This is a genomic window from Burkholderia sp. Ac-20349, from assembly GCF_017104865.1.
GTDB lineage: Bacteria > Pseudomonadota > Gammaproteobacteria > Burkholderiales > Burkholderiaceae > Burkholderia > Burkholderia aenigmatica.
The window spans coordinates 1-12,180 of record NZ_JAAGPM010000056.1; the positions used below are offsets into that span (position 1 = coordinate 1).

Here is a 12,180-nt window from a genome sequence, read left to right on the forward strand (position 1 = left end):
AGCAACCCGCACATCGTCGGCATCCGGCATCACAGCCCCGCCTGCGCGCGGCTGGTGGCCGAGCGTATCCGGGCGAGGCGTGTTCGATCCGGCCTGGCTCGACCAGCTGGCCCACCGCACGGCGGGCATCCCGCTGTTCATCGAGGCCGTCGCCCGCGAGCTGACGGCGAGCGGCGCCGACGGCTCGCTCGCGGGGCTGCGGGCAGCGGATCCTTATCCGCTTCCGCTCAGCCTGGGCGGCATGCTCGGGCTCGCGTTCGACCGGATCGACGACGCGCGCGACACCGCGCAGCTCGCCGCGACCATCGGGCTCGAGGTGGATGCGCAACTGCTCGCCGACGCGTCGCCACATGATCGGGCCACGCTCGACGCGCACCTGCGGCTGCTGCTCGAAGAGCGGATCGTGTATGCGCAGCACCGGCGCGATCGGGTGTTCTATGCGTTCCGCCACGCGTTGATTCGCGATGCGGCCTATGAATCGATGCCGCCCGCCGTGCGGCGCGGCAACCATGCGCGGGTCGGCCGTGCGCTGATCGCGGAAGCCGATCGCGGTGCCGGTGCGCACACGTTCGGTGTCGCCGGGCACTTCTCGCGTGCGGGGGCCCTGACCGACGCAATCGCCCACGGCATCGACGCGTCGCGTCGCGCGCTCGCATGCTCGCGGTACGACGATGCGATCCGCTATGGGCAGTGCGTGTTCGACTGGCTCGGCAACGCCGACTACGCGCAACGCGAACATGACAGCGCGCGCATCCGTGCGACGTTGACGCACGCGACGATGGCGCGGTTCGGCTGGGCGGATCCGCAGGTGCGCGAGCATGCGGAGCAGCTGTTGCGGCAAATGCAGACGCTCGACGACCCGGAGCTCGAGATCAGTGCGCTATGGACCTTGTCGACCTACTACCACGTCGCGGGCGATCGTCCCACCGTGCGCGGGATCGGCGTGCGGCTCGATGCGCTCGCGAGCGAGCGCGGCGATGCCGGGGTTCAGGTCGCGGCGGACGCGATGCGCGGCATGAGCCTGTGGGTCGACGGCCACTACGCGCGCGCCCGCGCCGCGTTCGACGCGGTGCTGGCAGGTTACGACGTGCGGCGCGACGCGGACCACCGGCGCATCCTCGGGCTCGATACGCGCGCGTGGACGATGGCGGCGCTGGCCAGCGTGCGCTGGTGCATGGACGACGATCCACAGGCCGCGCTCGCGTTGGCGCGCGACGCGGTGTATAGCGCGACCTGCCTCGACCATTTGCCGACGCTCGGCGTCACGATGATGTACCTCGCGCGCACATACCAGCTCGCGGGCGATCGCGATGCGGCGCTCGCGCTGTCGGAAGCGATCCTGCGCCTGTCGGAGGTCCACCGGTTGCGCGCGGTCGGGCACTACGCGGCGATCATTCGCGCGTGGGCGCAAGGGGATCGTGCCGGTGTCGTCGCGCATCTCGATGCGCAGCGGCAGTCGGGCGGATTGCTCGGGCTGACCTATTACGCGTCGCTGCTTGCCGAGCTGGATGCCGCGCGTGGCGATTACGGCGCCGCGCTCGCCCGGATCGAACAATGCCTCGCATCGTGCGAGTCGACCGGGGAGCGCTATTACGAAGCGCAACTGCTGCTGAAGAAGTGCGAGTACGTGCGCCTGGCCGATCCGCGATGCGGCGGCGTGGCCGCGCTGGACGCGTGCCGGCGCGCAGTCGAAATTGCAACAACGGCGGGCATGGGCCGCATCGCCCGGTTCGCCGGAGCGCTGTTGCAGTCGTTGCCGTAAGTGGTTCCATTCGTCAATCAGGAGAACAGAGAGATGAGCAAGGATCTTCGATTACCGACGTACGAACAGTTTCTCGAATACCGCGCCACCGTCATCCGGGCGATCGCGCTGGCGTGGCATTCGCCGGCGTTTCTCGACGAACTCGAGGCCGATCCGATCAAGGCGCTGCGCGAGCATTTCGACTATCACTTCCCGTTCCGGCTCGACCTGAAGGTGCAGCCCAAATCGTCGGTGTGGACGCCGACCGTCAACGGCGACTGGACGGCCGGCCGCAGAAACAAGCTCACGCTGTACCTGCCGCCCGCGCCGGCGGACGAAGCGCAATTCGCGCAGGCGCTGGCCGCCTACAACGCGAACCACATCACCATCATGGAATGACCTCGGGGAAACCGACATGGCAAACAACAACGCCAATCCGACGCTCGAATCGATGCTGGAGTTCCAGAAGGTCTACCTGCGCGCCATCGCGCTCTCATGGCGGGACCCGGAATTCAAGGGCGAGCTGCTGGAGAAGCCGCTGGAGACGCTCGCGAAATACTTCGGTTACCAGTGTCCGTGGATCGTCGACATCGAGGTTGTCAAGACGCCCGGCGGTCATGGCTGGACGAACCACGGCAACGGCAGCGGGAGCTGGAACCTGCCGCGCAACGTGATGACGGTCGGCATACCGGAGCAGCCCGCGATCCTGGACGAGGAGGCCGTTGCACTCGCGGCCTACTGCGACGCCGGGCCGAGCTACCTGTTCACCTGCTGCTGACGCGGCGCGGCTGCGCCGTGTGCCGTCGCGCGGCCCCGAGGCAGGCGCCCCGGGGTCGCGCGACGTTCGTTTACCCGTCGCATGGAACCCCACGATGCTCGATGACTTTTCGCGCGTGTTGCGCTTCAAACCGCATTTGCTCGTGCTCGATGCGGGGCCCGAGACCCTGTTCGTCGTCGACGAATTCAAGCGCGTGATGCTGTCCGGCGCGCTCTTCGTGCAAATCGCGGCCTGCTTGCGGGCGCGGATGACGATCGCCGAGATCGTGACGTCGCTCGCCGGTGCGTTCGGCGAATGGGACGTGCTCGCGCGTCTCGATCAACTGGTGCGTCGCGGATACGTGCGCGCCGACGCGCCGCACGACGACGATGCGGCACGCGGCTTCTTCGAGCGCGCGGGGCTCGACGGCGACGCGGCCTGCACGCACGTCGCGCAATTGCGCGTCGCGGTCGAGCGGTTCGGCGCCGACGATACGGCGCTCAGGCGCGCGCTCGACATGGCCGGCATCGACGTCGTGACGGATGCCGGGCTGACCGTCGCGATTGCCGATACGCACGACCGCGACGATCTCGCCGCGTGTGCCGCCCGCGTTGCGGCGCGCGGCGGGGCGTTGCTCATCGTGGCGGCCGGCGGCGTGCAGACGCTGATCGGGCCATTGCTGGCCGGCAGCGGCGCGCGTGCCGACGCGCCGTGCATCGAATGCGTGCGCTACTGGATTCGCATCAACCGGCCGGTCGAAGCGCTGCTCGCGCGCCGTCATGGCAACGACGCGACGCGTCTGCCCCAGGCCGCGTCGCGTGCCGCGGCGTCTGCTGCTGCGGCGCTCGTGGCGGCAACGGTCGAGCAGATTGCCGTCAATCCCGCGGCATCGGAACGGGCGCAGACCCATCTCGTGGCGCAGCGCATCGACACGCTGGCCGCCGAGCGGCACCGCGTGCTGCGGCGCCCGCAATGCCCGTGCTGCGGCAATCCCGCGTGGATGCGCGAACAGGCGGCACGGGCGCCGCGTCTGACCGATGATGTGCCGCTGGCGCGCGCCGACGGCGGCTACCGCACCGCCGATCCGCAACAGGTGTTCGCGCGCCATGCCCACCTGATATCGCCGGTCAGCGGCGCGATCGCGTATCTGCATCCGATGCCGAAGCGGCACGCGGGCCTGCGCAAGGTCTACGCATCGGGCTTTCTCGTGTGCCCGGCTGCGGTGCCGGGCAGCAACCGGTTCGACCGGATCTGCTCCGGCAAGGGCCGTACCGACGAGCAGGCCCGTACGAGCGCGCTATGCGAGGCGCTCGAGCGATTCAGCAGCGTGTATCAAGGCGACGAGGCGACGCTGACGGGAAGCATGGAAAGCCTGCTCGCCGATCCGGCGTGCGACGCCGCCCCGATCCACGTGAACGACCTTCAGCAGTTCAGCGACCGGCAATTCGACACGCGCGATGCGATCAACGCGTTGACCCGCGATGTGCGCAAGCAGGTGCCGCCGCGCTTTACGGCGCGCGACGTCATCGACTGGACGCCGGCCTGGTCGCTCGTGACCGGCCGGCGCCATCTCGTGCCGCTGAGCTACTGCTATGCGGAAACGCCCGACAGTGCGCAGGCGCCGGCCGCCTGCGTGCACAACCCCAACGGCTGCGCGGCGGGATCGAGCGTCGACGAGGCGATCCTGCAGGGTATGCTCGAATTGATCGAGCGCGATGCGGTCGCGATCTGGTGGTACAACCGGATTCCGCGCCCGGGCATCGAACTCGCGAGTTTCGAGGATCCGTATTTCGATGCGCTCGTGCGTGAGTACGCGACGTTCGGATGGCGTTTATGGGCACTCGACATCACCGCCGATCTCGGCGTGCCGACCGTGGCCGCGCTGGCGGAAAATCCGCAGGACGGGCGCTTCTCGATCGGCTTCGGCTGCCATCCGGACGGCCGTATCGCGGTGCAGCGGGCGCTGACCGAAGTGAACCAGTTGCTCGATGTCGCGGCGGATGCCCCGCACCCGTGGGATCGCGACAAGCTTTCGGATACCGGATTCCTGTATCCGGCGACGGATGGGCGTTGCACGACCCGCTCGACGTGGCAGCCGATCGACGCCGCGTCGTTGCCCGCGGCGATCGCGGATGGCGTCGGACGCATCGCGGCGGCCGGCATGGATGTGCTCGTCGTCGACAAGACGCGGCCCGACATCGGTTTGTCCGTGGTGCAGGTGATCGCGCCGGGGCTGTGCCATTTCTGGCCGCGTTTCGGTGCGCCACGGCTCTATTCGGTCCCCGTTCGGCTGGGCTGGCGCGGGCAGCCGTGCCGTGAGCCGGAGTTGAACGAGGCGCTGCTGTTTCTTTGACGCGCCGATCGCCGCCAGCGGGCGGCCCGGCACCGCCTCGACCGCGGTCGTACGGCGGCGCTCGGCCCGCTTGCCCGAGTGCCACCGCACGGTGCCGCGTCAATGCCGGCCTGTGCCGCGACGATCGACCGGCGTCACGCCAGCGCCTGGGCGGGAAGGCGCTTCGCGACGGCCTCGCCGGACTTCAGCGACGCGGCCAGATGCAGCGCGGTCGTCGTCATGCCGCCCAGGCCGACGATGACGAGCAACGCGAGGAGCGAGATGCCCTCGGTCGAGGCGACCACCGCCTTGACGCCCAGGAAGCGGAACACCTGACTGGTGATCGTGTCGACGAATAGTTCCGCCGCCTCGAAGCCGTCCAGTTTCTCGCCGCTCTTCACGGCCCACACGATCCCCAGGGCCAGCCGCGCGCAGCCCCACAGGTTGACGGTGACCTGATCCACTTCCGCGGGGATCTTGTATTTCTTGCCGGCGATCTTGAGCGCGCCGGCCCGTCCATAGCCCACGACGGTGTTCAACAGCCACAGCAGGTTGTTGAGCCCCTTGGCGTCGTGGCACGAAAAGCCGCCCGCATCGCTCGCGATCATCCACGGCACGCTGAAGAACGCGGAGCCGAAGCCCATGAACAGCGAGCCGGTGCCGATTGCCTCGACCTCGACCTCTTCGGTTTGCAACGCGATCTCGATGGTGTCGAGAATGGTCGCGGCAAAGATGCAGACCGACGCCGACACGCCGAAGAAGATCGAGATGGCCGATTTCTGCTCGGCGCTGACCATCAGCGACACGTCGGACTTCGGCGCGATCCCGCTCTGCTCGGCCAGCCACTGCGCGGTGAACGACGACTTGAAGCGGGTCACGCTCGCGGCGTCGGGGAACGGCGCTTCATGTTTCACCAGCTTGTACAGCAACGTGCCGGGAATCGCGACGATAGTCGAGAACAGGTCGCACACCTTGAAGCTCAGCGACGAGCCGGTGATCAGCTTGTAAAGCTGCGACACGAACGGGATTTCCCATTCCGTGTTGAACAGCGCCTTGATCGCGCCGATCACGTCGCCGACCAGGTCGAGAATCGTCAGGACCAGCCCCTTGGCCGCGCTCAGTGCAAACTGGGTGACGGCTTCCATCACCTTGACGGTGCCGGCGAACAGCAGGTCGAGCACGCGATCGGGGGTGCGGCCGATTTGCTCGAAGTACGTGGCGGCGTCGTGGAACGCGTTCTTGCCCTGACCGAACTCGAAGTTGTCGGCGACGTCCTTCAGCTTCTCGCACAGGTCCTGGAGCGGGTCGGCGGCGAGAGCCAGCGCATCGCCGCGCGCCAGTACGCGGGTCGATTTGTAGTTGTCCGAAAACGCGTTGAGCAGCACGTTGTGGCTGGTCGATTCGTCGATGCGCGGGTCGGGGCGATCGACGTCGTCCGCGTACTGGCCGATCGCGAGCTTCGGATCCAGTTGCGCGAGGAACGTGTTGACGGCCTTGTCGATCTCCGTCTGCAGGTGATCGAAGCCGGCCGCCACCTGGCCTTTCACCGCATCGACCGCCAGGAGCAGATAGTCGAAGGTCGCGTCGAACGTATGGCGGGTCGCCTCCGCCGACCGCTTGATGTCGCCCCATGCGAAGAAGAAGGCCAGCCACTCGTACAGTTCCTTGAAGAACACCTTGATCTTGTTCCAGATGCCCTCGACGATGTCGAACGCCTGCTGGAAGAGCTTGATGGTCTTGTCGATCAGGTACGTCACGCCGTCGATGAGGAAATTGAAGACGACCTTGATCTCGTTCACGAGGCGCGTGACCGGATCGACGATGGTCGTCACGACGAATTCCTTCAGGCCGTCGACGATGCGGCCGACGCCGTTCTTGATCGCGTTCCAGATATCGCCCCAGTCGATGCCGAGGAAGCCGGCGTTCGCCAGGGTTGCATCGCCGGACGACGCCAGTGCGCGGGAACGCAGCAGGTACGCGCCGGCCTGGTCCGCGGTCAGGTCGTCGTAGTGCACGCCGGTATCGGTGAACGACACCCGCCAGTGCTGCGCGGGGACGTCCTCCGGCACGAGCGCGAACGGATCGGCGGTGCCGCGCACCGTATGCCGCAGCCCGACGACGGAGCGGTTGGCGCCGAGGTAACGCCGGCTCCGGGCCGCCGCGTTCGCCGGCATGCCGAACGACATCGACTGCCGCATGATCTTCGCCATGTTCTCGGCGTTGTCGCGGGTCCGGAATTCCCCGGTCAGCAGGTAGGCGCCGGAGGCGGTCTTCGCGTTCCAGACGGCATCGGTGTCGACCGCATGCATCTTCTCCTGCAATGCGCCGTTCGGCTCCACGGTGACGCCTTCGCCCGGCTGCATGTACTGGGTGCGGACGTGGTAGCTCGGGCTCGCGAGGCTGTTGGTGAAGCGCTCGATCACCACCTTGCCGCCGCCGCCCGACAGCACCGGGATCGTGTAGTCGGGGCTGGCCTGGTAGTACAGGCCGTTGATGCGCAGCGGCACCATCGACGCGGCATCGATCCGGACCTGCGCATTGACGGCCAGCTGACCGGCGTCGTCCAGCACCGTGATTTCCGTTGCATGGGTCGGCACCGACGTCATCTCGCCCGAGCCCTGCAGGCGGATTTCCTCGTTGGTCCACTGGGTCGTCTTCGGATCCTGCCAGAAGCGATACAGCTTGCTGTCCGACGACACGGAATACGCTTCCGAGTAGCCGGCGGCGTTGCGGCCGACGGTGAATTTCGTGTTGGGCACCGGGTTGCCGAGTTCGAACAGGCTCGACCAGCTCACCTTGTTGAGCCCGCTGCTGATCTGCCGCGTATGGTAGAGCCGCTGATCCTTGCCGATCGCGAAGATCTCGAGCAATCCGCCGGCGTTGATGACCGCCCGCAGCGACGTCACCGGGGCCGCGTTGCTGACCAGCACCCAGTCGTCGAACTGGATGCCGGACGTGCTGTACTTCTTCTCGCGCTTTTGCCAGATGCCGAAGTCGGTATCGACGATGAAGATGTTCAGGCGCTTCTCCTGATCGGACACGACGGCGAGGTCGATCGCCTTCTTGTAGCCGAGCGTCGTGAAGTAGGAGAACCGGAAGTCGCTCTGCGCGAACAGCACGGCGTTGTCCGGGCCGATGGCGAACAGCGACTGCTGCACCGGATCGTTCGCGCACATCGCGATGCGCTTGACGGTGGCGTTCTCCGTGCTGTCCTGGCTCTTGCGGATCGGCACCCAGTCGGTCGACCCCCAGGTGCCGTCCTTCCTCAGGTAGCTGCTGCCGACTTCGTCGTTGTCGAGCACGACGTTGACGTAGACGTTGCCGAAATTGCGGGTCGACAGCATCTGCTTGAGCGGGCGTTTGGCGCCGGCGGGCTGGCAGTCGGCCTGCGCGTAGCGGCCGTCCTTCCATTGGCTGAGCGTCAGCTTGCCGTTGGTGCCGATGCCCAGGAGGTTCGGGTTGTCGTTATCGTCGCTGCGCGCGAGGTAGGGGCTGACCTGGCTGGCGGTGACGCCCAGGTCGGCTTCGGCCCAGCCGGTGTCCGACTGGTTGTCCGCGCGGATCCGGTAGACCTTTTGCGCGGTACCGGACGAATAGATATCGAGGCGTCCGGCGGAATTGAGGAACGTCGAGATGTCGCTCGCGCCGGTGACCGGGCGGACGATCTCGTAGCTTTCCATCAGACGGGTGCTGACCTGCAGGCCCGATTTCGGATCGGGTGCGTTGCCGTAGAGCGAAGCGGACAGGGACGGCGGGACGGTATGAACGCCAGGCATGGAATCTCTCCAGTTGAAGGGGGGGGCGGTGACGGCTAGGGCGTGTCGCGCGTGAGCGTGCGCGCCGTTTGCAACAGGGGCGCGGTCCAGAGCCAGCGCCGGTCGGTGGACGAGAAGACGGTGGCGTGCGCGCCGGCATGGGGGGCGAGCATGCCGGCCAGCTGCGCGGCGGCGGGTGCGAAACCGGCCACGCCGCGCCGTGCGCCGCGGCGCAGCGCATGCACCAGTTCCCACAGGTCGGGGTAGAAGGCGGTCAGCCGTGCGCGATGCGCGGGGTTCTCCGCGACGAACGCGATGGCGTCGAGCACGGTGTCGCGCGCCGCGCGGCAGGCTGCGTGGCCGGCGCAGCCAAGCGAGGTCAGCGCCGTCGCGACGTTCGCGTTCACGCACGCATCCACCGGATTGGGCGCTGCACGGCGGTCGAGCCAGGTCCGGCATGCCCCCTGCGCAACCCAGGGATCGACGGACTCCGGACGGTAGTGCAGCCGCCACGGATGCAGCGCGCGGTCCAGCGCGTCGACGGCCTGGGTCGCGCTGCGTCGCCCGAACCGGGCGAGCAGCATCAGCGCGAGCGCGGTGTCGTCGGCGTCCGCGGGCAGATCGACGCCCAGCCAGGACGGCATGCGGTCGGGCGGGTAGAAATGAAACGCGCCCGCGCAGGTCAGCGATGCGCAGTGCTCGAGGAAGTCGAGGCCGCGGGCGATGGCGCGATCGGCCGTGCCGGCCGGCAGGCGCGCCAGCTCGTCGAGGACCAGCGCCGTGACGAACGCATTCTCGTCCGCGTAATGGCGGTCGCCGACGGTCACGCTCGACGGGAACGCGCCGCTCGGCCGTTGCGCGGCGATGAGCGCATCGAGCGATGCGCCGGCGACGCGGGCAGGCAGCGTGGCGCTCATGACAGCGTCTCGGGCTGGTCCGGCGTCAGTCCGATGGCCACGGTCGCGGGCTGGTCCGACGCCACGACGATGCCGAACATCCCGTGCCGTGTCACGAAACCGCTCGCGTCGGCCAGCGGTTCGCTCAGCGCGCGATAGAAGTGCGTGTTCCATCCGCGGGCGGCGGCGACACGGAGCACCGTTTCGCGGATGCGTCCGTCGCCGCCGAACAGGTCGTTGGCGACCGCGTACAGCGTGAACGTCGACGTGCCGTCCGGGCCGGCGCCGATGCTGACGCCGAAGTCGGCCGCCGGCAGCGTGGCCTCGATGGCGCTGCAGCAGGCATCCTGCAGCAGACCGAGGACTTCGTCGGCGCGGTGCTCGAGTCGCGCCGACGCCATCAGCAGCGGCACGTCCGCGCGGAACAGCCGGCGCGTGCGGAGGTAGAGCTCGGCCCGCCGGCCCGCGGGTTGCCAGCCGGCCATGACGGGCCACGCGCCGCGCCGGACGATGCCGGACAGGTCGCCGAGATGGCGGGTGGCCCAGGCCAGCGCGTGCTCGGCGCCGCGCTCGGGTACTTCCGCATAGAGCTTGAAGCGGGGCTTGCCGTCGCCGTGCCGGCCGCCGATCCACGCGCCGTACGCGAGCGCCGCGTTACCCTGGAAGGACGCGATCGCCGCGAGATCCGCCGGTTCGATCGATTCGTCCGACAGCGCGGCGATGGCCGCGGCCGCGCGGCTCAACCGGCGTGCAGGCGGAATGTCGGGGCCGGCGGGCTCGACGGTGTAGCGCAGTTCCGGGCGGCCGAACGCGATGGAGATTTCCATCGGAAAGCCGCTGCGTCCCAGCTTGCTGTCGTTCCAGGCGGCGGGTTCCGCCGGCGAACGGTCGCGCAGCAGGTGGCGCAGCGCGGCGTCCGGCGCGGGCGCAGCGACCTGGCGTGGCGGCGTCCCGTACGAGGACGCCAGCGCCAGCGCGCGCTGCACTGCAGGGTGGAGTTCGGCCATGGGCGTGGTGGGCGTTCGTGCGTGAAGGCCGCGGTCAGGAGACGGTCGGCGGCAGCGACAGATTCGGGTTGTCGCCGGCCGCCGGCGCCTTGTGCAGCGGCGATGTGCCGTCGGCCGGATAGTAGGTCGCCGACCACCGGAACGTCGGGCCGTAGGTTCCCGACGGCGGCAGGTAGGCCCACCACGCATCGCCGCTGTTGCGGTCGAAGGCGATGGTCTGTTCGTTCTCCCGTTTCGCATCGCTGCCGGTCCACAAGGTCGCTTCCACGCGGACGTAGCGCCCCCAGGAGACCGATTGGGCGGACACCTGGACCGTCGCGATCCTGATCTCCGGCCCCGCGGGCGTCATCTCGAATGGCGACCGGGTTGGCACGATCGGCTTCGTCTTGCCGCCGCCCTCGGGCGTTGCCATGCCCGAGAAAAATAGCGCGACCCGCTCCGGGTCGACCGCGGCGACACGCGTTTCCCAGGTGGGTGCGCTCGGGGTGAGGCTGATCGGCAGCAAGGCGGTCTGGAGCTGCCAGCCGGAACCGACTTCCCGCGTCTGGACCGACGTGAGCGTGATCGCGCTGTAGAGCGGCGGCGTGGTCATCATGCCGGGCGCGAAGACACGCACGAGCCGCGTGCTGAGCGGATAGGGCACCTCGAAGCGGCCCTGCGGCACCGCCTCGCCCACGAGATTCGTCGACCCGCTGGACAGCGCATAGGTCAGGCCGGCGACCAGCGGCTGCGCACGATCGTAGTCCTGGCCGGGGCGCAGCAACAACGACCGCTGCACGCGCGACAGCTCGGCGGTCTTGGGTTGGCTGTCGTACTGCCAGGACAGCGTCACGGTCTGGACCACGTCGAAGTCGATCTCGTCGCTGGCCAGCAGGATGCGGCCGACATCGTCGAGTACGATCGATTGCGCGCCGTCGCTCGAGCGGGCGGGCGCCGTCCACGCCGGCGTGCCGTCGGTATAGGTGACCGTCCAGTCGTAGACGAACCACGTCTGTTTCGGCGGTGCGAATGGCAGCGAAAGCGTCACGCTCGGCTGCGTCTTGCCGAGTGTGGCAGTCCTGATCACGCCGTCGTAGCCGGTCACGCGCAGCGCGACGGCGGCGACCGCGAACGCGTCGAAATCGGCCGCGACGATCGAGAAGCTGACCTCGGCCGGCGGCGCGGGGATGACGGCGACGCCCTGCGTGGCGACCCCCGCGCCGGAGCGCCGGGTGCCGTCCGTCATCGTGTAGTCGGCGGTCCATTCGACGATGCCGGGACTGGGCAACGCGAAGCACCACGCATACGGCCGCTCGCTGGAGAACGTGTGGGACTTCCCGCCGACGGTGACCCGAACCGAGGAGACGGCGCTCCAGTCGAGCGTGTCGAGCAGCGCCATGACGGAGACGGGCTCGACCGGTCCGCCGATGGTGGCCTCGGTGCCGGTGAAGGCGACCGGGGGGCGCACGACCTGTTCGCTGGCCTCGTAATCGAGCACCGAGGAATAGAACGCCTGCCCGGTGTCGGCCGCGGTCGCGTCGACCTGCCACGTGCGCTGTGGCGTGTCGGCGTCGAGGACGAGCGTCGTTTGCCGGTAGGCGTCGTTGACCGGATCCTTGAACTCGAGCAGCAGCGTCGCACGCCGCGGGGCGGGAGGTGACGCGGAGCCGGATTCGGTCGCCAGCTTGACGGTGTAGGTGAGGGTCGTCATGG

The 12,180-nt window shown here is 68.5% G+C and carries 8 protein-coding genes; 4 read left to right on the plus strand and 4 right to left on the minus strand.

Features of this window, described 5'->3' with window-relative positions; genetic code table 11:
- From G3N61_RS19400 to G3N61_RS19415, 4 genes are all read left to right on the plus strand, one after another.
- Positions 1 to 1,762: TOMM system kinase/cyclase fusion protein (locus tag G3N61_RS19400; RefSeq protein WP_241017819.1), on the plus strand; the 1,762-nt coding region annotated here is incomplete at its 5' end.
- A gap of 33 nt (positions 1,763 to 1,795) precedes the next feature.
- Positions 1,796 to 2,140, plus strand: a complete 345-nt coding sequence (locus G3N61_RS19405; RefSeq protein WP_043179516.1) for a BMA_0021/BMA_0022 family TOMM bacteriocin — start codon at positions 1,796 to 1,798, stop codon at positions 2,138 to 2,140.
- A gap of 16 nt (positions 2,141 to 2,156) precedes the next feature.
- Positions 2,157 to 2,519 (plus strand): BMA_0021/BMA_0022 family TOMM bacteriocin, encoded by a 363-nt coding sequence (locus tag G3N61_RS19410; RefSeq protein WP_043179514.1) that lies wholly within the window; start codon positions 2,157 to 2,159, stop codon positions 2,517 to 2,519.
- A gap of 94 nt (positions 2,520 to 2,613) precedes the next feature.
- Complete coding sequence (locus tag G3N61_RS19415; RefSeq protein ID WP_205823343.1) at positions 2,614 to 4,851, plus strand: TOMM precursor leader peptide-binding protein; 2,238 nt, start codon at positions 2,614 to 2,616, stop codon at positions 4,849 to 4,851.
- A gap of 134 nt (positions 4,852 to 4,985) precedes the next feature.
- On the opposite strand, the gene G3N61_RS19420 is transcribed toward G3N61_RS19415, so the two are convergent.
- Genes G3N61_RS19420 through G3N61_RS19435 form a run of 4 tightly spaced genes read right to left on the minus strand, consistent with a single transcriptional unit; the run spans position 4,986 to position 12,178 of the window.
- Positions 4,986 to 8,606 (minus strand): hypothetical protein, encoded by a 3,621-nt coding sequence (locus tag G3N61_RS19420; protein WP_205823344.1) that lies wholly within the window; start codon positions 8,604 to 8,606, stop codon positions 4,986 to 4,988.
- A 35-nt stretch (positions 8,607 to 8,641) separates the two neighbouring features.
- Positions 8,642 to 9,502 (minus strand): hypothetical protein, encoded by an 861-nt coding sequence (locus tag G3N61_RS19425; protein ID WP_051889725.1) that lies wholly within the window; start codon positions 9,500 to 9,502, stop codon positions 8,642 to 8,644.
- On the minus strand, positions 9,499 to 10,488 hold the full coding sequence (locus tag G3N61_RS19430) for a hypothetical protein (protein WP_089453324.1): 990 nt from the start codon (positions 10,486 to 10,488) through the stop codon (positions 9,499 to 9,501). Before G3N61_RS19430 ends, G3N61_RS19425 begins: the two co-directional genes overlap by 4 nt.
- 34 nt (positions 10,489 to 10,522) lie before the next feature.
- Positions 10,523 to 12,178: a hypothetical protein gene (locus tag G3N61_RS19435; RefSeq protein ID WP_089453323.1), complete on the minus strand. Its 1,656-nt coding sequence runs from the start codon at positions 12,176 to 12,178 to the stop codon at positions 10,523 to 10,525.
- Positions 12,179 to 12,180 lie beyond the last annotated feature (2 nt).